Raw genomic sequence first — 20,357 nt, forward strand, 5'->3', positions numbered from 1 at the left:
TCGAGCGTCGAGGTCCGGCGCATCGGATCACTTCTTGCCGTAGGTCGCGTCGTGATCGGGCTCGATCGTGAGGAAGCGGAGCGTATTGCCGTCACGATAGGCGGTCGCGCGACGCGCCTGCGTGATGCGCAGCGAATACAGCGCATCGATGCCGGCCGGCGGCGCTACGCTGGTGATCTTTTCCCACTTCAGCCCCTGGTCTCGGTACAGCTGGTCCCAGTTCAACTGCAGCAACTTCTTGAGGGTCGCAAGCACCCGTGATGCCTCGGTCTTGTCCAGGTCGACCCACTGACGCTGGAAGACCGGATTATTCAGATCTACCTTTACGACGTCGTTTTTCTTGTGCATGTTGCAGCTCTTCGAAAAGGGCGTCAGGGTCTGATTCTTGCGGCGGATTGGCTTGAGTCCACGCGAGTGCTTCCTGCAGGTCACGTTGGGCTTGAGGCGCATGCAGCCACGCTTCGTTCTCGGGGATCACGACGGCGGTGCGGACGAGCCACACCCCCGGCTCGCGCTCTTCGATGAGCACTTGCCGGCCGGCGAATTCCTTGCCAAGCGAAATCTGACCGCTCGAACCGACGACCTTGACACTGGTCTTGTGTTCAAACGTGTTCATAGCCGGTTTCGTCCTAGTGATTTATTTAGTAGGCGCACGCTCCAACTTGCCTCCTGTATGCCCAAACGGTGCGCGGCGTTTCGGCGGTTGACGACCTATAGTGTTTTGTTACGTTGACGCTGAAGCACCGGATGGTGCTTCGATTTGTAAACAGGCACCGGCTAGTGCCTGCATTTACTATAGCACAATCGCACGATTGCACAACCGCATGAACGCATGATTTCGCGGCTGCACCGAAGCGCGGCCCCTGAAGGGGCCGTTGTGTATCTCACGGCCATGCGGCTGCGCGGCTTGACTGAGCAATCCCCCGCGACCATCTACACAACCCCGGGTTTCGCATAATCGGGTCGAGCATGCCGGGAAAATATTTGTCTGATTAATGGCGGGTATACAGGCCATCTCAGTGTCGTTACTGAGAACCGTGACGGATGAGGGCGGAGCGCAACGCGTCGTAAGCGTCGTCGCCTGCGTCAAGGCTCAACGCAGAATATCGGTCGCCTTGTGCTGTTCGTCGACGCCGTCGATCAGGATCAACGGGCCGCTCGCGTGCCGTGCGCGCAGCGGCTGGATTTGCCGGTACGCAGCCGAGTCGTACCATTCACGTGCCGTGTCGAGATCGGGAAACGCGATCGCGATCAGGTCGCCGCGCCAGACGCCTTCGCGTACCTCCGGCCGTGCGCCGTGAATCACGAAATGGCCGTCGTACGGCGCAAGCGTGCCGTCGATCCGTTCGAGGTATTCGACGATGTCGTCGCACATTTCGACGTCGTGCAGATGGGCGATGGCGTAGGCGGTCATGGCGGGCTCCTTGGCGTAATGCGGTTCGAGAGTCGATGGAGCCATGATCGCGGCGTGGGCGGCGCGCGTCGATTACCTGCGACGTAAGCAAATCGGGACAATCGTGCCGCATCGTGTTTCAGGCCGCGACGCACATCGATCGATGGACGGCGCACCGCAATCTCGCATCACACTCCGTCACGCCCGCTTGCGCGCCGGCCGCACGACGGGCACGGGCTCCAGCGGCTCGGCAGCCTGCTCGCACAGCCGATCGAGCATCCGCTGCGCGGCGCCCGCGCAATCCTCGCCGGCCGGCTTGTTCTCGATCTCGTCGATCAGCGCTTCCAGATGCTGCCGGTTCTGCGCGAGACGCCGTTCGAGCAGCGCGATTTCGTCGACCTTGTGCCGCAGCGCGACCAGCAGTTGATCGTGCGGCCATGCGCCGAGATCCGGCGGCAGCACCGCACGGATCTCGTCGAGCGAGAAGCCCGCGCCCTGCGCGCGGTCGATGATCGCGAGCCGCGTCAACGCTTCCGGACCGTACTCGCGATAGCCGTTCGCCTGCCGGCGGGCCGGCTCGAGCAGGCCGCTCGCCTCGTAGAAGCGGATGCGCGACGCCGCGAGGCCGCTCGCCTTCGCCAGTTCGCCGATTTTCATGGTGGGCTCCAAAAGGGCTTGACCTTAAAGTTGACTTTAAGGTTATCGTGGGCCATCGTCAATCGAGGATGTCCCACCATGAATCTGTTTGCGCCCCTCACACTGCCCAACGGGGCGGTGATTCCGAACCGTCTGGCCAAGGCCGCGATGGAAGAAAACATGGCCGATGCGGACCACGCACCGTCCGACGCGTTGCTGCGCCTGTACCAGGCGTGGGCCGACGGTCAGGTCGGGCTGATCCTGACCGGCAACGTGATGGTGGACGGCCGCGCGATGACGGGGCCGAACGGCGTCGTGCTCGAAAGCGACGCGCATCTCGACCGATTCCGTCGCTGGGCGCAGATCGCGCGCTCGGGCGGCGCGCACGTATGGATGCAGATCAATCACCCGGGGCGGCAGATGCAGGCGGCGCTCGGCCAGACGACGCTCGCGCCGTCGGCCGTGCCGCTCGCGCTCGGCGCGTTGTCGAAGCAGTTTCCGGTGCCGAAGGAAATGACGGCAGCCGACATCGCCGACGTGCAGCAGCGCTTCGTGCGCGCCGCGCAGCTCGCGGAGCAAAGCGGTTTCACCGGCGTGCAGGTGCACGCGGCGCACGGCTATCTGCTGAGCCAGTTCCTGTCGCCGCTGACGAACCGCCGGCAGGACCAATGGGGCGGCAGCATCGAGAATCGCGCGCGCCTGCTGCTCGATATCGTGAAGGCGGTGCGCGCGACGGTGTCGCCGGCATTCGTCGTCGCGGTGAAGCTGAACTCGGCCGATTTCCAGCGCGGCGGTTTCAGCGCGGACGACGCGAAGCGCGTGGTCGAACTGCTGAATCCGCTCGGCGTCGATCTCGTCGAACTGTCGGGCGGCAGCTATGAAGTGCCGGCGATGCAGGGCGAGGCGCGCGACGGGCGCACGCTGGCGCGCGAAGCGTATTTCCTCGAGTTCGCGCGCGACATCACGGCCGTCGCGCGGATGCCGCTGATGGTTACGGGCGGTATTCGGCGCCGCGCGGTGGCCGAGCAGGTGGTGGACAGCGGCGTGGCGATGGTCGGCATCGCGACCGCGCTGTCGATCGACCCGAACCTGCCGCGCGACTGGCGCGCCGGCAAGGACAGCGCGCCGGTGCTGCAGCCGATCCGCTGGAAGAACAAGGCGCTGGGCGCGCTGGCGAACATGGCCGTCGTCAAGTTCCAGCTCACGCGATTGAGCGAAGGGCGCCGCACGCACCCGCAGGTGTCGCCGCTGCGTGCGCTGGTGCGGCAGCAACTGGCCGCGCAATGCCAGACGCGGCGCTACCGGAAGTGGATGGCGGGCCCGCGTGCGTGACGGGCGCGGGCGGGCCGGCAGCGGCGCGACCGGACACTGACCGGCCCGCCGCCGCGCACCCGTTGCGCGCCGGCGCGCCGCATCAGAACCGGTAGTTCGCCAGCACCTCGAACCGCCGGTCGTTGCCGAGCAGATACTGCGTTTCGTTGTAGTACGCGGACTGCACGTAGCGGCGATTGAACACGTTGTACGCGCGGGCGGTGATCGTCGTGTCCTTGCGCGGCGTCCATGCGAGGCCGAGATCGACGGTCGTGTACGACGGCATCACGAGCTGGTTCGCGGTATCGGCGAACCGCTTGCCGACGTATTTCACGCCTGCGATACCCGTCCAGTCTGGCGCAAAGCGCCAGCTCACCCACAGGTTCGCGAGCCGCTGCGGCACCGACACCGGCACGTTGCCCGCGCGCGACACGGCCGTGCCGCCGGACGACTGCTGGAAATCGTCGTATTTCGCGCGCAGGATCGACACGTTCGCATCGACGCGCCAGTCCTTCGCGATCTCCGCGCCGACCGTCGCCTCGAGCCCGCGCGATGACTGCTGGCCGACCTGGATCGACTGGTTCGGGTTCACCGGGTCGGCCGTCAGCAGGTTGCGCTTCACGATCCGGTACGCGGCGAGCGTCCATTCCGCCTTGCCGTCGAGGAACGACTGCTTCACGCCGATCTCGATCTGCCGGCCGGTCGCGAGCGTGAAGTTCGCCTTCGACGCATTCAGCGACAGCAGCGAGCTGACCGGATCGGCCGCGACCGAATACTGGCCGTACACGGCGAGGCCGGGCTGCACGTCGTACACGGTGCCGATGCGCCAGCCGGTGTTCGCGAACACCTTCGTGAACGCGCCGCCGTTCACGAGATCGTCGCGGTTCACGCTCGCGTGGTCGTAGCGCAGCCCGCCGATCACCGACCAGCGCGGCGTGATCTCGAGCCGGTTCTCCGCGAACAGCGCGTACTGGTTCGACTGGCTGCGGTACTTCGGAAACGTGCCGGCCGTATTGATGAAGCTGCCCGGATCGAAGTCGAACGGATCGACCGTCGACGTGCCCGCATACGGCGAGTTGTTGTCGTGCTGGAACGTCGTGTGGTTGAACTCGACGCCCGCCGAAAACGTGTTGCGCATGCCGAACAGCGCGCCGCCGACGGTGGCCGTCGTCACGTTGCCGTATTGCTCCTGGTCGTGAAAGATCTCGGTATAGCTGCTGCGCCGGACTTGCGCGCTCGATGGCAGGTACGTGTAGTACTCCGCATCCTTCCAGTGACGGTTGCTCTTCATCCGGTAGAGCGTGCTCGTCACGTTCAGGCTGTCGCTCGGCTGCCAGTTCGCCGAGACGGTCGCCCAGCTGTCGCGGAACGCGATGTCGGCGTCGCCGACGTTGTAGTTCTTCTTGTCGAGCCCGCGATCGCGCGCACCGTTGACGAGCGGCACGCCGAAGTACTGCATCGGATGCATGAAGCCCTGCGCGTACGACGCCGTCACGAACAGGTCGGGCGTCACGTCGTAGCGCAGCGCGCCGGAGACCGACAGGTTGCGCGAATTGCCGTGATCGACCCAGTTCGACGATCGGTTGCCGCTGATGTCGAAGCGGTACGACAGCCTGTCGTTGATCGCGCCGCCGCTGCCGAACGCGGCCCGCGCGGTGCCTTCGGTGCCGCCGCCGACCTGCAGTTCGTTGCGGATCGGCGTGCGTGTCGGCTTCTTCGGGACGATGTTGACCACGCCGCCGATCGCGCCTTCGCCGTAGATCACCGAAGCGGGGCCGCGCAGCACGTCGATATGGTCGACCGACCACGTGTCGAACGGGAACGTGACGCCGATCGCGCCGTACGGGCGCACGCCGTCGTAGAGCTGGGTGACCGACGACGCGCCGACGAAGCCGCGCGCGGCGAGCTCCGAGTTGCCGTTGCCCGGATGCGGCGACGCGCTGATGCCGGCGGCGCGGCTCACGGCGTCGATGATCGAACGGTCGCCGCGCGTGTCGAGTGTCGCGCGGCTGATCTGCTCGACGCTCGCGGGCGTTTCGAGCGACGACAGCCCGAGATGGCTGCCGGTGTCGAGCGGTTGCATCAGCGCGGGCGCCTTCTGCGCGTCGACGCGAATCGGTGCGAGCGTGGCGCCGCTGCCGTCGACGCCGTTTTCCTGTGCGTGTGCGTGCCCGACCGGCGACAGCGCCGCGAGCACGGCAGCAGGCAGCATCAATCTGAACTTCATTGCTTCGGTTTCCTTTGAATGGGGGAAGCGCTTGCGTCGGTCACGCCGCGGCGCGCGCCGCGCGGCCGAACAGCAGCCGGTCGAGCAACCAGACCGCGACGATCGTCAGCCCCATCAACGGGAACACGATGCCGAGCAGCACGAGCCCGGCGATCCAGCCGCGCATCGGCGGCGCGCCGCGTTCGCGCGACGGTGCGCCCAGCGTCCGGGCCGGGCGGCGCTTCCACCACATCACGGTGCCCGTGACGGCCATCGCGGCCAGCCCGAGCGACAGCACCGCGCAGAGGATCTGGTTCGCGAGCCCGAAATAACGGCCCATGTGCAGCGACGTGCCGTACGACACCGCGCGCGATACCGCGCCGTAGTCGTCATAGCGGATGTCCTTCAGCACGGCGCCGCTGTACTGGTCGACGTAGATCGTGCGTTCCGCCTTCGGGTCGGCCGGAAAGTACGACGCGGTGAACACGCCGTCCGCGCCGGCCGGCAGCGCGAGCGTGTAGCCGCTCGTCACGCCGAGCCCGGCGACGATCGCGATCGCGCGGCCTAGCGGCAGCGGCGCGGGCGTCGGCGCGGACGGTGAATGCGGGACGGGCACGTTGCCGACCGCCCACGGCGTTTGCGGCAACGGCAGGTCGTCCATCACCATCCCGGGCATCGATTCGTCCGATTCGTGGTGATGGCCGGACGGGACGGCGGCCGGCGCACGCGCAGTGTCGGCCACCGCGGCGGCGCCCGGGCGCGTCGAGCGCACCGACGCGCCGCCCCACGCGCCTTCCGGCGCGCCGAGGTTCACGGTCGCGGCGAGCGCCTTGAAATTCTTGCCCCACGAGCCCGACCACGGCAGCCCGGACAGGATGAACGCGATCGTGCCGGCCGCGAGCCAGATGCCGGCCGTCGCGTGAAGGCTCTTCCACAGCGGCCGGCCGCGCAGCGACAGGTCGGGCTGCAGCGCGCGCCCGACGCGTGCCGCGCCGCGCGGCCACCACAGCGCGATGCCCGTGCCGATCATCACGAAGGTCCAGCAGGCGGCGAGTTCCATCAGCAACTCGCCGGTCTTGCCGAGCAGCAGCTTGCGATGCAGCATCCGGTCGACCTGCATGAAGCGGTTCTCGACGCTCAGCGTGCCGAGCACGCTGCCGTCGTACGGGTTCACGTACACGCTCTCGCGGCTGCCGTCGCGCAACCGGAAAACGTACTCGGCGCTGCGGTCCGGCGCGGCGGAGACTTGCACGGAAACCGGCGTCGCGCCGGCCGGCATCGCGGTGCGGGCGCGAGCGAGCAGCGTGTCGGCATCGAGCCGCGGCGTCGCGCGCGGTTCGACGACCAGCCGGTGCGGATACAGCAGCGGCTCGATCTGCGGCTGGAAGCAGTAGAGCGTGCCCGTGATCGCGAGGATCACGAGGAACGGCATCACGAACAGGCCGGCATAGAAATGCCAGCGCCAGAGCGTCCGGTAACCGGCGCTGGCGGAACGGGCGGGCGAGATGGCCCGATCGACGATGGTCGACATGGTATGAACTCCTCGGGTTCGTCGAGCGGCGGGGCCGGCGCGGGCCGGCGGCCGTCAACGTGCGTCGCACCCGCGTGCATGCGTCGGCGCGGCAGGCGGCACCGCGCGCTGCGCAAACGGGGCGCAGGGCGGCGTCGCCCGCGCGCCGCGGGCATGCGGGTGAACGCGTGAATCAGGTCGGGCGAAACGAACGGCGTGAACGCGCATGCACGTCGACGTGCATGCGTCACAGGACGGAACGTTCAGCAGAACCGGGGAGGCGCGCGGGAGGGCGGGCGATCGTCGAATATCGATCGCACGAAAGGAGGGCTGTAGAAGTGAACGCGGAAGCGCCGCGGCGCCGCCGCGGGAAACAGCAGCACCAGCAGCACGAACGACGCGAGCGCGGTGAACAGCGCGGCGCCGAATGCGCACAGGCCGTCGCCGTCGCCGGAGGATGCGGCCTTGTCGGCGTGCGCGTCATGCTTGAGTGCATCGACGAGCGCGAGCGCATCGTTGGCCGGCGTGATCGGCGCGCTCGCGTCGAAGCGGGCGGCCAGTGCGGCGCCGGCGACGATCAGCGGGCCGCGGCCCGAACACAGCACCACCGAGCCCGCCTCCGGACCGTCCGGATCGAGCATCACGGCGCCCGACATCAGCGCGCGGGACAGCAGCGTCACGAGGAGCAACCCCCACAGCCACTGTCGCGCGACGCCTGGCCGGAGCAGGAAGCGGCGAAGTGCGTTCATGGCGCGCGATTGTACCGCCGTTTGCGCGCAGGAGCAGGCGGGCCGTGCGTGTGCGGAGGCGAATCGCGCCTGGCCGGCGTGGCCGCAAGGGACGTGCGCGGCCTCCGGTCCGTTGCGCCGGCTTACACCGGATACGCGTCGTCGACCTTCAGGTTCGCGAGCCGGAACAGCGTGCGCAGTGTCTGCGGATGAATGTCGCGATGCGCGGCGAGCGACGTCAGCATGAAGTCGAGCACCTTCGCGTAGCGCAGCAGCACGAGGCAGCGCGCGAGATCGGGCGTGCGGCCGCGCATGTCTTCGGCGAGCGTGACCATTTGCGTCGACAGCGTGTGCGCCATCTCGAGTTCCATCTGCTGTTTTTCGGTCCAGTCGGGCAGCGGCTGTTCGAGCACCTTCGCGAGGAAGAGCTGGAACGACGAATCGGACGAGTTGGGCTGCGCATCCATGGAGAGCCTCGTTGCGTGTGCATGTCGTACGGGCGGATCCGGGGAGCGCCCGAGGGTGAATTCATGTCCGCGCGGTAACGGGCGCGGCTTCTGCCCGAACGGAATGCAGATTCCGTACCAGCGCCGCCGCACGATTGTTGAGTAATGTTGAGCCGCGATCCGGCATCGCGCGGCGAGTCCCGTCGGGACTGGATCGCGCAGGCGATCGAGGAGCGTGTCTATCGGCTGCAGGCAGACGGTATCGGACGCCGGAAGCGGCGCGACGATGCGAAATGCTTCACGGATGTAACGTAACGCGGGCATCGGGCGCGTCGCGCGTTTCTGCCGGCGAAAGGCCGCAACGGCGCGTGCCGGGTGGTTCGGCCACGCCCGTCGTGCGTTCGCCGACGGGAAACGACTGCATGGAGCGCCCGCCGCCGCATCGCGCGAACCGGCGGCGAATGCGCCAGTTGTTTCAAAACAGAGACGGTCCGGGCGTGGCGACTGGTTGCATGGCCACACAACTGGCCCAGCGAATTGCCGTGCAATTGTCCATGGGCAGACGGCGCAGGTTTGCCAACAATCTCCCGATCGTCTCCGCGAGCTTCGACATGAACGTCCACGCCTTCTTCTCCGCCAACCTGCTGCTTGCCTACACCGCGTATTTCATCGGCACGGCCAGTCCCGGGCCGAGCAATCTCGCGATCATGTCGGTCGCCGCGAACCAGGGCCGCAAGGCGGCGTTCGCGTTCGCGCTCGGCGTAATGTCGGGGTCGATGTTCTGGGCGACGGTGGCGGCGCTCGGCGTCTCGGCCGCGCTGCTCGCGTGGTCGAAGCTGCTGGTCGCGATCAAGGTGTTCGGCGGGCTGTACCTGCTGTGGCTCGCGTTCAAGTCGGCGCGCACGGCGTTGTCCGGCCCGCCGGCGGCAGCGGCGAACGCCGCGCGCGAGCAGCGGCTGTCGCGCTTCTACGTGCGCGGCGCGATGCTGCACCTGACCAATCCGAAGGCGATTCTCGTGTGGGTGTCGATCGTCGCGCTGTCGTCGAACGGCGCGGGCGGCGCGCACGGCGCCGTCGTGCCGGGCTGCCTCGCGATCGGCTGCCTGGTGTTCGGCGGCTATGCGCTGGTGTTCTCGATGGACGGTGCGCGCCGGTTGTACGTGCGCGGGCGGCGCGCGATGGAAGCGTGTCTGGCTGTCGTGTTCGGGGTGGCGGGCGTTCGGCTGCTGGTGACGAACGTCTAGGGCCAGCGCAAGCCCGTTATTAGCGTGAACAGACCCTAGCCCGCGTGGAGCTTTGCCGGAAGCCTCCGCCGCACCGACGTGCGACGGAGGCGCCGGCATCGATCAATACCGCTTCAGAAAATGAAGCCCGTATTGATGAACTTCGAGTGGTGATCCGACACGATCGAATCGAGCAGCTGCTTGCTGCTGTCGGTCTGCTTCGCCGCGACCATCGAGCGGATCGAGAACGCGCGCAGCGCATCGCTCACCGACAGCGTGCCTTCCGCCGAATCCTTGCGGCCCGCGAACGGGAACACGTCGGGCCCCCGCTGGCACTGGCAATTGATGTTCACGCGGCACACCTGGTTCACGAGCGGATCGACGAGCGCGCCGATCTGCGCGGGATCCGAACCGAAGATGCTGACCTGCTGGCCGTGCTCCGACGTCGTCACGTAGTCGAGCGCGGTGTCCACGTCGTCGAACGGCGCGACCGGAATGATCGGCCCGAACTGCTCCTCGCGGTACAGCTTCATCCCTTCGGACACCGGATACACGACGGCCGGGTAGAACAGCGTCTTGCTGAACTCGCCGCCCTGATGGTTGACGACCTGCGCGCCCAACGCCCTCGCGTCGTCGATCGCGTCGGTCATGTACGCGGTGCGATGCATGCCGGGCAACGGCGTGATGCTGACGCCCTTTTCCCACGGCATGCCGATCTTCAGCTGTTCGAGCGCGGCGGTGAAGCGCTTCAGGAATTCGTCGACGATCGAGCGATGCACGAGCAGCATCTTCAGCGCGGTACAGCGCTGGCCGTTGAACGACAGCGCGCCGAGCAGGCACTCCTTCACGGTGAGGTCGAGATCGGCGTCGGGCAGCACGATCGCCGCGTTCTTCGCGTCGAGGCCGAGGATCGCGCGCAGCCGGTGCGACTTCGGATGCTGCTTCTTCAGGTGATCGGCGACCTTGCTCGAGCCGATCAGCGCGAGCACGTTGATCTTGCCCGACGCGAGCATGTGCGGCACGACCACCGCGCCCGGCGCGTAGATCGTATTGATCACGCCCTTCGGGAACGCGTCGCGGAACGCTTCGAGCAGCGGCTCGAACAGTAGCGTGCCGTATTGCGGCGGCTTGAACACCACGGTATTGCCCATCAGCAGCGCGGGAATCAGCGTCGCGAAGGTTTCGTTCAGCGGATAGTTGTACGGGCCCATGCACAGCACGACGCCGAGCGGCGTGCGGCGGATCTGGCCGATCGTGCCTTCCGCGATCACGAAGCGCGAGTTCGCGTTGTCGAGCTCCTTCAGCGCGTCGATCGTCTGCGTCATGTACGTGACGGTGCGGTCGAACTCCTTCTGCGAATCGGCGAGGCTCTTGCCGATCTCCCACATGATCAGGTTCACGACGAGTTCGCGCTGCGCGACCATCCGCTTGATGAAGTCCTGCATGCACGCGATGCGCTGCTCGACCTTCATCGTCGGCCACTCGCCGCGGCCGGCGTCGTACGCGCGCACCGCGGCGTCGAGTGCCGCGTCGCTTTCCGTTTCGCCCATCACCGGGTAGCTGCCGATCTCGACCTGCTCGACGCTGCCGTCCGCCTGCCGCACGCACACGGGCGACAGCACGGTCTTGGTCGCGCCGTCCCACGGTCGCAATTCGCCGTCGACGAGCGACACGCGCTGGTGAATCGGCGAAGCCAGCCGGAATTCGGCGGGGATGTCCTGTAATGCGGGAAACAGGTGCTGCAGGGAGGCGGAATCGGGCATGACGGTCTCGTTTGACGGGGTGTCCGGGAAGGACGGGCGATGCGAATCCTGAACGGAATGATCCTCGATCCTGAATCGGCATCATGACGCGCACGCGAGCGCGCGTCACGCACGAACATGGCCGATTCAACGAATGGAACCAGTTCCATTTAAAAGGAACGTCGCGACGAATGCAACACAGAGGGAATCGTGTCGCAATTACCGTAAGCATTTGGAAAGACTGTTGCCGAATCGCCGGTATAACAGCTTGAGTGCAACCGCAAACGTTTTACTTCGGCAGAATTGAGCGGATAATGGCCCGACGCGTTGAGGAAAAAAATGCAGTGAACCTGAGAGCAGACGTAGTGAAGAACAGAAGAAGATCCGCCGCGCCGCCGATGCGAGGTCGGCTGGCCGGAGCGCCGGGCCGGGGTTGCCCGGTCCGGCGCACACCGGACTATTGAATCCGTCCCGCCTGCTTGTCCCGATCCTTCGTGATCCTTCCCAGTTTCTCCGTCGCCCTCCCGAATCTCGCCTTTTACCGATCGTTGCCGCATGAGGCGACTGATCCAATGCTTTCTTTTTCATTGCGATTCGGGCCGCCAAATGACCTGAATAGAAAGGCATTCGTCAGGAATGCGGGGCGCGATAAGCGTTCACGTTGCGGGCAGGCGACACGATGAAAATTAATTAAAAACACGAATCATTCTCGTTTATTATTTCGCCGCATTACGGGCCGTGACGGGGCGTCACGGCTTTTTTCGTGCCGGTTGCGCCGGTCGGCAGCGATACGCGCCGGCCGTTCGCCGTTTTCTTCACCCCCTTCCACGTTCACGATGAAACTCAACACGAGCGCGTGCCATGCGCTTCTGATCGCCACGTCGCTGGCGGGCGCCCGCACTTCGTTTGCGCAGGCGGCCGACGCCGCGGCGACCCTGCCCGCGATTTCCGTCAACGCGGCCGCCGAGCATGCGTCGTACGACGGCGGCCATTCGCGCGCGGCGACCAAGACCGACATGTCGCTGATGGACGTGCCGCAGACCGTGAACGTCGTGCCGCACGCGGTGATCGAGGATCAGAACGCGACGTCGCTGCAGGATGCATTGCGCAACGTGCCGGGCGTCGGCTTCTCGGTCGGCGACGGCCAGCGCGACCAGATCACGATCCGCGGCTTCAACAGCATCACGGACCAGTACGTCGACGGCATTCGCGACGATGCGCTGTACTACCGCGACCTGTCGAACGTCGATCGCGTGGAGGTGCTGAAGGGGCCGGCGGCCGTGCTGTACGGGCGTGGCTCGGCGGGCGGCATCGTGAATCGCGTGCTGAAGCGGCCGCAGGCGAACCCGGTGAACGACGTGGGCGTGACGCTCGGCACGCGCGGCGAGCGGCGCGGCGAATTCGACCTCGGGTGGAACCCGAACGACGCGGCGCGCTTCCGCATGACCGGCGCGGCCGAGAATTCGAACAGCTTCCGCGACCAGTTCCAGCTCAACCGGCAGGCGATCGCGCCGTCCGCGCAGTTCAAGCTCGACCGCGACACGGTGCTGAACGTCGAATTCGACTACCTGCACGACCGCCGCACGTCCGACCAGGGAGTGCCCGCGTATCGCGGCCGGCCGGTCGACGTGCCGATCAACACGTACTACGGGTCGGCCGACGGGGTGAACAGTTCATACAACGACGTCTCCGCGAAAAGCGCGACGGTGTCGCTCGATCACCGCTTCAACGATTCGCTGTCGTTCCACGGCGCGATCCGCGCGTACGACTTCTCGCTCGAGCGGAAGAACTACGTGAACTACGAGCCGATCAAGACTGCCGCGCACCCGGTCGTCACGCTCGACCAGTCGACGCGCCAGCGTACCGATCACGGCATCGACGGGCTGTTCGAACTCACGCAGAAGACGTCGCTGTTCGGCATGCGCCACGAGCTGCTGTACGGGCTGGAGCTGTCGCAGCAGCAGAAGTTCGACACGATCTACAGCGTGACGAAGGTCGCGACCTACGATCTCTTCAATCCGCAGCCGGTCGTCCTGCCCGGCGTGCCGACCGGCGCGCGTGCGAAGACGAACGCGTCGACCGTCGTCGGGCTCGCGGGCGTCTACGCGCAGGACCTGATCTCGCTGACCGAACACTGGAAGGTGCTCGCGGGCCTGCGCTTCGACTACCTGAACCAGATCCGCCACGACTACACGTCGTCGAACGTCAATCTCGACCGTACCGATCATGCGTGGAGCCCGCGCGTCGGGCTGATCTACGAACCGCTCGACTGGCTTACGCTGTACGGGTCGTTCAGCCAGTCGTTCTCGCCGCTGGCCGACACGCTGATCAGCTCCGGCGCGTTCTCGAACGGCGCCGCGCTCGCGCCACAGAAGACCACCGCGTATGAAGTCGGCTCGCGCTTCGACCTCGGCGGCAAGGCGACGGCCAGCGTCGCGCTGTTCGACATGCGCCAGACCAACCAGCAGATCGGCGATCCGGCGAATCCCGGCTACGCGCTGCCGATCGGTACGCAGCACGTGCGCGGGATGGAGCTGGGCTTCACCGGCGAGATCGCGCCGAAGTGGTCGGTGTATGCGGGTTACGCGTACCTGAACGGCACGGTGGACGGTTCCGCGCAATCGACGGCGGCCGGCCTCGCGGTGTCGAGCAACACGCCGGGGCTGATGCCGCGCCACAGCGCGAACCTGTGGCTCAAGCGCGAGCTGCCGTACGGCTTCTATGCGGCGGCCGGCATGCAGTTCCAGTCGGCGCGCTATACGTCGGCGAGCGATCTCGTCACGCTGCCGTCGTTCACGGTGTTCAACCTGGGCGCAGGCTATCGCAGCAAGAAGGTCGACGTGACGCTCACGCTCGACAACCTGTTCAATCGCCGCTACTTCATCTCCGCGCACGGCAACGCGGACCTGTACAACATGCCCGGCGATCCGCGCACGCTGACCGCCACGGTGAAGTGGCACATGTAACGCACGCGGTGCGCGACAATGCGGGTCTTCGTCACGATGATCCGCACTTCGCTGCCCATGATCCGCCCCGCGATTGATGTCTCGAGCATGACCGGCCGCGCCCGCGCGCTGTTTTTATCGTTGCTGGCGTGCGGCCCGCTCGCGGCCGGGGCGCAGACGATCCCGGCGGATGCCGAGCCGGCTTGCCATGCGATGCAGATCGACCGGACGATCACGCTGTCGGGGCGTTACGCGCTCGACTACGGCGACGAATCGATCGGGTCGGACGTGTGGTTCGAAGAGGACGACGCATCGGCGCGACGCTTGCCCGCCCGCTCGCAACGCGCGGGCGTGATCGTTTTCACGAACCAGCACGAGGCGAGACGCGGGCTACGGCTACCGGCCGTGCAACCCCGCGGCGTATGCCGGTTCGACGGGCGTGCGACGCTCGTGATCCGCGATCTGGAGACGGCGTGTCCCGGGCTGGAAACGCCCGATCGTGCGCGGCTGGTGAAGGTCGTGGCGGCCGACGTGCCGTCGCGACACGCATGCGCAGCCGCCGCGCGATGACGCCGGTGCGACGCCGCCGTTACTCGACGTCCTCGTCGTCTTCCTCATCTTCCGCATCGGCGTCGTGCGCATCGCGCTCCGGCGCCGCATACGCGCTCGCCTGTTCGAGCAGCCAGCCGCGGAACGATTCCAGCGGCTTGCTGTGGCTGAACTCGGTCGGATACACGAGGTAGTACGCCGAATCGCCGACGGTTGCCGCATCGCACGGCACGACGAGGCCGAGCTGCTGCAACTGTTCCTCGACGAAGAACTTCGGCACGAGCGCGACGCCGAGCCCGGCCGCGGCCGCGCTGATCAGCATCGTATGCAGTTCGTAGCGCACGCCCTGCATCGTGCGGATGTCCTCGACGCCGTGCGTCTCGAACCACTGCGCCCACGCGCCGGGGCGCGTCGTCGAGTGCAGCAGCGGATACGCGAGCAGATCCTCGACACGCTCGACCGGCCCGTTCAGCAGCGCGGGCGCGCAGATCGGCACGACTTCCTCGCCGAACAGGTAGTCGGACGACGTGCCGGGCCAGGTCGGCTTGCCGTAGTGGATCGCGGCTTCGAAGTGCGTGTCCTCGAACGAGAACAGGTCGGTGCGGCTGCCCATGTTCACGCGCACGTCCGGCGTGCGGTCGTAGAAGCTCTTGATGCGCGGAATCAGCCAGTGCGACGCGAAGGTCGGCAGCACCGCGAGTTCCAGGTAACCGCCGCCGCTGCCGTGAGCGATGATCGACAGCGTGTCGCGGTCGAGCGCTTCCAGCGCGCGCCGCACCTGCGTGCCGTACAGCTTGCCGGCGCGCGTCAGCACGACGCGCTGCTTCACGCGCGCGAACAGCCGCACGCCGAGGCTCGCCTCCAGCGTCGCGATCTGCCGCGACACCGCGCTTTCGGTCAGGAACAGCTCCTTGGCCGCGTGCGTGAAGCTCTCGTGGCGGGCGGCGGCTTCGAACGCCACCAGCGCGCCCATGTTGGGAATCTTGAATTTACGCATGATGTTCGATTCGTCTGACGAACGCACCTGCCCGGTGCGGGCCGGCGGGCGGAGCCGGGAGCGGCCAATAATTCCAAAAACTCATCACATATCAATTTAATCTCGCTTTACGCCCGGCTGCAACCCTTTGAATAATGCTCCCCACGCAAGGTCAGGCGCTCGTGGGGCGGCCGGCCGACGAGTTGCCGGCACGTTTGCCGGCGGTCCCCCGAGACGAGAATCCCGATGCGCAATCCGAATATCGACAGCCTGCTGACGAAGCTGCTGGGACAGGCGAAGACCGACGCCCTGTTCTCCACCCTGAACATGCCGGCCATCCTCGAGGAATGGGAAGACGGCGTCGTGACGCGCGCGGAAATCGCGCAGGCGATGAACATGGCGCTGTTCGAAGGGCTGCTCGAGCGTTCGGCGAACGGCCGCGCGTACACGGCCGACGCGGTCGAAAGCGGCGGCTCGGTCTATTTCGACCACGGCGCGTTGCGCACGGTGCGCTGGCCGCACACGGGCGCGCTGCCGCCGGGCGAGGCCGCGTTCACGCGCATCCTGCGGCCGCTCGGCTTTCGCCTGAACGGCCGTTACCCGCTCGACAAGCTCGGCATGACCGGCCGGGCGTATGCGCATGAGGACGCGCCGGACGAAATCGCACAGTTCTTCGTCAGCGAACTGCATCCGGAGCGCTTCTCGAAGGAATTCCAGCAGGCCGTGACGAACGTCGTCGGCTCGTCGCGCGATCCGCTGTCGCCGGCGGCCGTCGCGCTGCTGTGGGAAGTCGAGCGCGAAGGCTGGCTGTCGCTGGAAGCTGCGCATGCGCTGCTGCCGGAGATCGTCGGCGCGTTCGCGCGTCAGCACGACGTGCCGAACGAACTCGACTACGAGACGCTGCTGATGGAATCGGCGGAAATGGCGTGGATCGCGACCGAGGGCAATGCGTTCAATCACGCGACCGACCGCGTCGCCGACGTGTTCAAGCTGTCCGACGACGAGAAGGCGAAGGGCCGGCCGATGAAGCCGGAAGTCGAACGCTCGCGCTCGGGCCGCGTGTTCCAGACGGCCTATCGCGCGGATACGGTCGAGCGCGAGTTCCGTACCCGCGACGGCGGCACGGTCAAGCGCAACGTGCCGGGATCGTTCTACGAGTTCATCACGCGCAAGCGCACGTTCGACCAGGCGGCGCGTCGCTGGGTGACCGACCTGCGCTTCGACGCGGGCAACGCGCAAGGCATCTTCAAGATGACGGCAAACGCGGCGAAGTAAGCGCGACGCATCGCATACAGCATGCAAAAGCAGACGGGCCGGCGGCTGGTTTCAGCCGTCGGCCCGTTTTCGTCGACGGGGCGTCACGTGCATCAGAAGAGCATCAGAAGAGGTGCGTGACCAGATAAAACAGCACCAGCAGCCCGATCGGTACACCGAGCAGCCATGCGATCAGATATTTGCCCATGTCGTTGTCCTCCGCGTGGCCGCGACGCGGTGCGCGTCGCGGCTGGGTGAGACGACTGGCGCGTTACAGCTCGCGGTCGAATTCCTTCAACTGCCTCTCGGCTTCGTCGCGGGCGATCCCGTAACGCTCCTGGATCTTCCCGGCCAGATAATCGCGATTGCCTTCCGCGACCTGGAGATCGTCGTCGGTCAGCTTGCCCCACTTGGCCTTCAGCTTGCCGGTGAGCTGTTTCCACTGGCCCTTGATCTTGTCTTCGTTCATGGTGTGCTCCTTGTGTACGGGGAGAAAAGTGCGGCGGTCGGCCGCCGCGTGGTAGCTCAGCCCTTCGCCTTCAGGCCGGATGCGTCGACGTGCTTCACGCCCTTGACCGCGCGCGTCACGGCGACGGCCTTCTTCACGGCGGTCTTGGTCGGCAGCACGCCCGTGAGCGTGACGACGCCGTCGACCGTCTTCACGCTGACGTCGGTGCTTTCCACGCCCTTGGTGGTGGCGAGCTCACCCTTCACCTTGGTCGTGATCCACGTGTCGGTGACAGGCTGGTTCGATTCGGTCGCCATGCCGCTGTCGGTCGACGAGGCTTGGGCGTGCGCGTTCGTGAGCGGGGCAGCGGAAAGCAGGAAAGCCGCGCTGACGGCGAGCAGCGTCGAAAGGTGCGAGGTCTTGTTCATTGATGTTCTCCTTCGATTGGCGGGTTGAATCAGTTGCTGCGGGAGCACGGATCGTTCCCGTGCACTTCGGCGCGTTAGCGGGCGATCGGCGTGTCGTAGCCGGGCTCGCGCGGCGGCATGTCGGGGCGCGGCACGTCGGGCGGCAGCGGCACCGGCGGATCGGTGCCGGGCGCCGGTTCGGGCGGGTGATCCGGGGCCGGCTCGGGCCGCGTCGGATCGGGTGTCTGTTGCAATTTCATCCGGTGTCCTCCTCTGCGGTATGAAAGGGCGGCGCCTGAGCGCCGATGCAGTACCAGCGTACCGACGCGAACGCGAGCGGACATCGCGCAAATTCACCTGATCGGCTAGTGCGTTTGCACTGGGGACGGAACGGACGGGCGGGCACGCGACGTGCACCATGACCTGGGCAATGCTGCGTGACGGGCGCGCGGGCTGCGCTGCGCCATTGGGCGGGGCGCCGCACGAAACGCGGGCGGCGTGCGAATGTACTATTCGAGATAGTGCATCCGCGCCTGTCGCGCCGTTGCGCCGCACGTGATCATCGCCGCACCCGCCGGCCGGCGCGTGACGCTGCAACGGGCGCCCGGCCGCACTGTTGACGCTCATGTTTGACGACAGGGACAACGAATCGATGAACGAACCAGTAGACGAACAGGTGCTCAAGTCGCATACCGACCGGCGCCAGCTGCACCAGATCATCGCGGGACTCACCGAGGGCGTGATCCTGATCGAGCCCGACCAGCGGATCGTCTGGGCGAACGAGGCCGCGCTCGCGATGCATGGCGTGACCGAGCTCAAGGCGCTCGGCGCGAACGTCACCGAATACCGCGAGCGGTTCCGGCTGCGCTACCGGAACAACCATCCGGTGCGCGACGGCCACTATCCGATGGATCGCGTGATCGCCGGCGAGGAGTTCAGCGACGTGACGGTCGAGGTCGAATCGGCCGCCGACGAGTCGGTGAGCTGGGTTCACCGCATCCGCAGCCTCGTGCTGACGAACGCGGCCGGCGCACCCGACTGCCTCGCGCTCGTGCTGCACGACGCGACCGAATGGGCGAGTGCCGAGGAGCGCTTCGAGCGCACTTTCAACGCGAATCCGGCGCCGGCCGTGATCTGCCGGCTCGACGACCTGCGCTACGTTAAGGTCAACCAGGGCTTCCTCGACATGACGGGCCACGCACGCGACGACGTGCTCGGCCGCTCGGTATACGAGGTCGACGTGCTCGAACAGGCCGAGCGGCGCGAGCTGGCGATCGAGCGGCTCGGCGAAGGCGCGACGATCCCGCAGATGGAAGCCGTGCTGAAACTGGCCGACGGCAGCACCAAGGCGGTGGTCGTCGCCGGGCAGCCGATCGACATGAACGGCGAGGCGTGCATGCTGTTCACGTTCATGGATCTCGAGCCGCGCAAGCAGGCCGAGCGCGCGCTGATGCAAAGCGAGGAACGCTTCGCGACCGCCTTCCGGATGGCGCCGGTCGCGATGGCGATCGTCACGGCTGACGGTTTCGAGCTGCTCGACGTGAACGACGCGTTTGCCGCGATGACGGGCCACGCGCAGCCCGACCTGCTCGGCAAATCCGCGGACGAGATCGGGCTGTGGGCCGAACGCGGCGTATGGCCGCGCATCGAAGGCCGGCTCGTGCGCGACGGCAACGTGCGCAACGCGGACGTGCAGATCCGCACGCGCGACGGCGACGTCCGCGATTGCGTCGTGTCGGCCGACCCCGTCGCGATTCACGGGCGCGACTGCCTGCTCGTCGCGCTGCTCGACATCAGCGATCGCAAGCGCACCGAGATGGAGCTCGTCTATGCGATCGAGACCGCGATGCAGGATGCGTCGTGGTTCAGCCGCACGCTGATCGAGAAACTCGCGAACGTGCGACGCGCGAATGCGCCGGATGCGGGCGCGCAGTTGTCCGACCTGACCGCGCGCGAGCGCGACGTGTTCGACCTGCTGTGCCATGGTCTCGCCGACAAGGAGATCGCCGGTCGTCTCGGGCTGGCGCCGAACACCGTGCGCAATCACGTCGCGACGATCTACGCGAAGCTCGACGTGCACAGCCGCGCCGAGGCGATCGTCTGGGCGCGCGAGCGCGGGATCGTCGGCGCGGCCGCGGCCGAAACGAACGGCGCGCGTGGCGACAAGGGAGGCGCGAAGGACAAGGACTGACGGCGTTCGGTGCGAATGCACCATGCGCACTGGTGCATCCGCATCTGCCGCGCGCGGCGCCCGCTTGCGATCCTGTCCGCTCGGCGGTGCCGCGCAGGCCGCTGCATTGCCGGCTTTCCTCAACCATCGCAGGAGAAGACCATGGACAGGAATCGCATCGAAGGCAAGCTCAAGCAGGTCAAGGGTTCGGTCAAGGAAGCACTGGGCAAGGTGACGGGCGACCGCGAGACCGAAGCGGATGGCGTCGCCGAACAGCAGGCCGGCAAGCTTCAGGAGAAGGCCGGCGAGGCGGCCGATGCGGTGCGCCACCACACGGGCACCGACCGGCACTGACCGATGATGCGGCGCCGGCTGTCGGCGTCGCGAAGGCCGGACGGCGTCGCCACGATGAT

The 20,357-nt window shown here is 66.7% G+C and carries 20 protein-coding genes; 7 read left to right on the forward strand and 13 right to left on the reverse strand.

All coding sequences use genetic code 11. The features are described 5' to 3' along the window. Positions 1–27: 27 nt before the first annotated feature. From JYG37_RS23385 to JYG37_RS23400, 4 genes are all read right to left on the reverse strand, one after another. The gene (locus JYG37_RS23385) at positions 28–348 is read right to left on the reverse strand and encodes a hypothetical protein (RefSeq protein WP_213346523.1); all 321 of its coding nucleotides are present in this window, start codon (positions 346–348) and stop codon (positions 28–30) included. Further along, positions 308–616, reverse strand: a complete 309-nt coding sequence (locus tag JYG37_RS23390; RefSeq protein WP_213346524.1) for a hypothetical protein — start codon at positions 614–616, stop codon at positions 308–310. Before JYG37_RS23390 ends, JYG37_RS23385 begins: the two co-directional genes overlap by 41 nt. A 477-nt stretch (positions 617–1,093) precedes the next feature. Continuing rightward, positions 1,094–1,414, reverse strand: a complete 321-nt coding sequence (locus JYG37_RS23395) for a DUF1330 domain-containing protein (protein WP_213346526.1) — start codon at positions 1,412–1,414, stop codon at positions 1,094–1,096. A 177-nt stretch (positions 1,415–1,591) separates the two neighbouring features. After that, positions 1,592–2,050, reverse strand: coding sequence for a MerR family transcriptional regulator (locus JYG37_RS23400; protein WP_213346528.1), 459 nt, complete (start codon positions 2,048–2,050; stop codon positions 1,592–1,594). Between the two features lie 78 nt (positions 2,051–2,128). Here JYG37_RS23400 and JYG37_RS23405 point away from each other — a divergent pair, with 78 nt between their 5' ends. Then, positions 2,129–3,361: an NADH:flavin oxidoreductase/NADH oxidase family protein gene (locus tag JYG37_RS23405; RefSeq protein WP_124630885.1), complete on the forward strand. Its 1,233-nt coding sequence runs from the start codon at positions 2,129–2,131 to the stop codon at positions 3,359–3,361. An 82-nt stretch (positions 3,362–3,443) separates the two neighbouring features. Here JYG37_RS23405 and JYG37_RS23410 read toward each other — a convergent pair whose 3' ends face one another. From JYG37_RS23410 to JYG37_RS23425, 4 genes are all read right to left on the reverse strand, one after another. Further along, positions 3,444–5,567: a TonB-dependent receptor gene (locus tag JYG37_RS23410; protein ID WP_213346529.1), complete on the reverse strand. Its 2,124-nt coding sequence runs from the start codon at positions 5,565–5,567 to the stop codon at positions 3,444–3,446. Between the two features lie 40 nt (positions 5,568–5,607). Next, positions 5,608–7,077 carry a PepSY-associated TM helix domain-containing protein gene (locus JYG37_RS23415; RefSeq protein ID WP_213346531.1) on the reverse strand — a complete coding sequence of 490 codons (1,470 nt, stop codon included), beginning with the start codon at positions 7,075–7,077 and terminating at the stop codon, positions 5,608–5,610. 242 nt (positions 7,078–7,319) lie between these two features. After that, entirely contained in the window at positions 7,320–7,805 is a 486-nt protein-coding gene (locus JYG37_RS23420) for a DUF2946 family protein (protein WP_050018101.1), read from the reverse strand. Between the two features lie 122 nt (positions 7,806–7,927). Continuing rightward, on the reverse strand, positions 7,928–8,251 hold the full coding sequence (locus JYG37_RS23425; RefSeq protein ID WP_050018102.1) for a hypothetical protein: 324 nt from the start codon (positions 8,249–8,251) through the stop codon (positions 7,928–7,930). A gap of 590 nt (positions 8,252–8,841) precedes the next feature. Between JYG37_RS23425 and JYG37_RS23430 the strand changes: the two genes are divergently transcribed. After that, positions 8,842–9,474, forward strand: a complete 633-nt coding sequence (locus JYG37_RS23430; RefSeq protein WP_124554362.1) for a LysE family translocator — start codon at positions 8,842–8,844, stop codon at positions 9,472–9,474. A 113-nt stretch (positions 9,475–9,587) separates the two neighbouring features. On the opposite strand, the gene JYG37_RS23435 is transcribed toward JYG37_RS23430, so the two are convergent. Continuing rightward, on the reverse strand, positions 9,588–11,216 hold the full coding sequence (locus JYG37_RS23435; RefSeq protein ID WP_050017283.1) for an NADP-dependent glyceraldehyde-3-phosphate dehydrogenase: 1,629 nt from the start codon (positions 11,214–11,216) through the stop codon (positions 9,588–9,590). 815 nt (positions 11,217–12,031) lie between these two features. Between JYG37_RS23435 and JYG37_RS23440 the strand changes: the two genes are divergently transcribed. Continuing rightward, positions 12,032–14,161, forward strand: a complete 2,130-nt coding sequence (locus JYG37_RS23440; RefSeq protein WP_089488999.1) for a TonB-dependent receptor — start codon at positions 12,032–12,034, stop codon at positions 14,159–14,161. Between the two features lie 87 nt (positions 14,162–14,248). Then, a complete protein-coding gene (locus JYG37_RS23445) occupies positions 14,249–14,710 on the forward strand; it encodes a hypothetical protein (protein ID WP_050017290.1) in 462 nt (153 codons plus the stop codon). 19 nt (positions 14,711–14,729) lie between these two features. Here JYG37_RS23445 and JYG37_RS23450 read toward each other — a convergent pair whose 3' ends face one another. Then, a complete protein-coding gene (locus tag JYG37_RS23450) occupies positions 14,730–15,686 on the reverse strand; it encodes a LysR family transcriptional regulator (RefSeq protein WP_050017281.1) in 957 nt (318 codons plus the stop codon). Positions 15,687–15,911: 225 nt separating this feature from the next. Here JYG37_RS23450 and JYG37_RS23455 point away from each other — a divergent pair, with 225 nt between their 5' ends. Then, entirely contained in the window at positions 15,912–16,940 is a 1,029-nt protein-coding gene (locus JYG37_RS23455; RefSeq protein ID WP_050017280.1) for a DUF1338 domain-containing protein, read from the forward strand. A gap of 250 nt (positions 16,941–17,190) precedes the next feature. Here JYG37_RS23455 and JYG37_RS23460 read toward each other — a convergent pair whose 3' ends face one another. The 3 genes from JYG37_RS23460 to JYG37_RS23470 form a co-directional block, all read right to left on the reverse strand. Further along, positions 17,191–17,388, reverse strand: coding sequence for a CsbD family protein (locus tag JYG37_RS23460; RefSeq protein WP_050017279.1), 198 nt, complete (start codon positions 17,386–17,388; stop codon positions 17,191–17,193). 56 nt (positions 17,389–17,444) lie between these two features. After that, positions 17,445–17,795: a BON domain-containing protein gene (locus JYG37_RS23465; protein ID WP_050017278.1), complete on the reverse strand. Its 351-nt coding sequence runs from the start codon at positions 17,793–17,795 to the stop codon at positions 17,445–17,447. 74 nt (positions 17,796–17,869) lie between these two features. Continuing rightward, positions 17,870–18,034: a hypothetical protein gene (locus tag JYG37_RS23470; RefSeq protein WP_162838130.1), complete on the reverse strand. Its 165-nt coding sequence runs from the start codon at positions 18,032–18,034 to the stop codon at positions 17,870–17,872. 392 nt (positions 18,035–18,426) lie between these two features. Between JYG37_RS23470 and JYG37_RS23475 the strand changes: the two genes are divergently transcribed. Both JYG37_RS23475 and JYG37_RS23480 read left to right on the forward strand, forming a co-directional pair. Continuing rightward, positions 18,427–19,965, forward strand: coding sequence for a helix-turn-helix transcriptional regulator (locus JYG37_RS23475; protein ID WP_050017277.1), 1,539 nt, complete (start codon positions 18,427–18,429; stop codon positions 19,963–19,965). A gap of 141 nt (positions 19,966–20,106) precedes the next feature. Further along, positions 20,107–20,298, forward strand: a complete 192-nt coding sequence (locus JYG37_RS23480) for a CsbD family protein (protein ID WP_124630881.1) — start codon at positions 20,107–20,109, stop codon at positions 20,296–20,298. Positions 20,299–20,357: the final 59 nt, after the last annotated feature.

It is taken from the genome of Burkholderia sp. LAS2, assembly GCF_018417615.1.
Lineage (GTDB): Bacteria > Pseudomonadota > Gammaproteobacteria > Burkholderiales > Burkholderiaceae > Burkholderia > Burkholderia sola.

What these genes read in the sequence shown, in the direction of transcription:
- JYG37_RS23385 (WP_213346523.1), bottom strand. Translation starts at nt 348, where the DNA reads ATGCACAAGAAAAACGACGTCGTAAAGGTAGATCTGAATAATCCGGTC.
- JYG37_RS23390 (WP_213346524.1), bottom strand. Translation starts at nt 616, where the DNA reads ATGAACACGTTTGAACACAAGACCAGTGTCAAGGTCGTCGGTTCGAGC.
- JYG37_RS23395 (WP_213346526.1), bottom strand. Translation starts at nt 1,414, where the DNA reads ATGACCGCCTACGCCATCGCCCATCTGCACGACGTCGAAATGTGCGAC.
- JYG37_RS23400 (WP_213346528.1), bottom strand. Translation starts at nt 2,050, where the DNA reads ATGAAAATCGGCGAACTGGCGAAGGCGAGCGGCCTCGCGGCGTCGCGC.
- JYG37_RS23405 (WP_124630885.1), top strand. Translation starts at nt 2,129, where the DNA reads ATGAATCTGTTTGCGCCCCTCACACTGCCCAACGGGGCGGTGATTCCG.
- JYG37_RS23410 (WP_213346529.1), bottom strand. Translation starts at nt 5,567, where the DNA reads ATGAAGTTCAGATTGATGCTGCCTGCTGCCGTGCTCGCGGCGCTGTCG.
- JYG37_RS23415 (WP_213346531.1), bottom strand. Translation starts at nt 7,077, where the DNA reads ATGTCGACCATCGTCGATCGGGCCATCTCGCCCGCCCGTTCCGCCAGC.
- JYG37_RS23420 (WP_050018101.1), bottom strand. Translation starts at nt 7,805, where the DNA reads ATGAACGCACTTCGCCGCTTCCTGCTCCGGCCAGGCGTCGCGCGACAG.
- JYG37_RS23425 (WP_050018102.1), bottom strand. Translation starts at nt 8,251, where the DNA reads ATGGATGCGCAGCCCAACTCGTCCGATTCGTCGTTCCAGCTCTTCCTC.
- JYG37_RS23430 (WP_124554362.1), top strand. Translation starts at nt 8,842, where the DNA reads ATGAACGTCCACGCCTTCTTCTCCGCCAACCTGCTGCTTGCCTACACC.
- JYG37_RS23435 (WP_050017283.1), bottom strand. Translation starts at nt 11,216, where the DNA reads ATGCCCGATTCCGCCTCCCTGCAGCACCTGTTTCCCGCATTACAGGAC.
- JYG37_RS23440 (WP_089488999.1), top strand. Translation starts at nt 12,032, where the DNA reads ATGAAACTCAACACGAGCGCGTGCCATGCGCTTCTGATCGCCACGTCG.
- JYG37_RS23445 (WP_050017290.1), top strand. Translation starts at nt 14,249, where the DNA reads ATGACCGGCCGCGCCCGCGCGCTGTTTTTATCGTTGCTGGCGTGCGGC.
- JYG37_RS23450 (WP_050017281.1), bottom strand. Translation starts at nt 15,686, where the DNA reads ATGCGTAAATTCAAGATTCCCAACATGGGCGCGCTGGTGGCGTTCGAA.
- JYG37_RS23455 (WP_050017280.1), top strand. Translation starts at nt 15,912, where the DNA reads ATGCGCAATCCGAATATCGACAGCCTGCTGACGAAGCTGCTGGGACAG.
- JYG37_RS23460 (WP_050017279.1), bottom strand. Translation starts at nt 17,388, where the DNA reads ATGAACGAAGACAAGATCAAGGGCCAGTGGAAACAGCTCACCGGCAAG.
- JYG37_RS23465 (WP_050017278.1), bottom strand. Translation starts at nt 17,795, where the DNA reads ATGAACAAGACCTCGCACCTTTCGACGCTGCTCGCCGTCAGCGCGGCT.
- JYG37_RS23470 (WP_162838130.1), bottom strand. Translation starts at nt 18,034, where the DNA reads ATGAAATTGCAACAGACACCCGATCCGACGCGGCCCGAGCCGGCCCCG.
- JYG37_RS23475 (WP_050017277.1), top strand. Translation starts at nt 18,427, where the DNA reads ATGAACGAACCAGTAGACGAACAGGTGCTCAAGTCGCATACCGACCGG.
- JYG37_RS23480 (WP_124630881.1), top strand. Translation starts at nt 20,107, where the DNA reads ATGGACAGGAATCGCATCGAAGGCAAGCTCAAGCAGGTCAAGGGTTCG.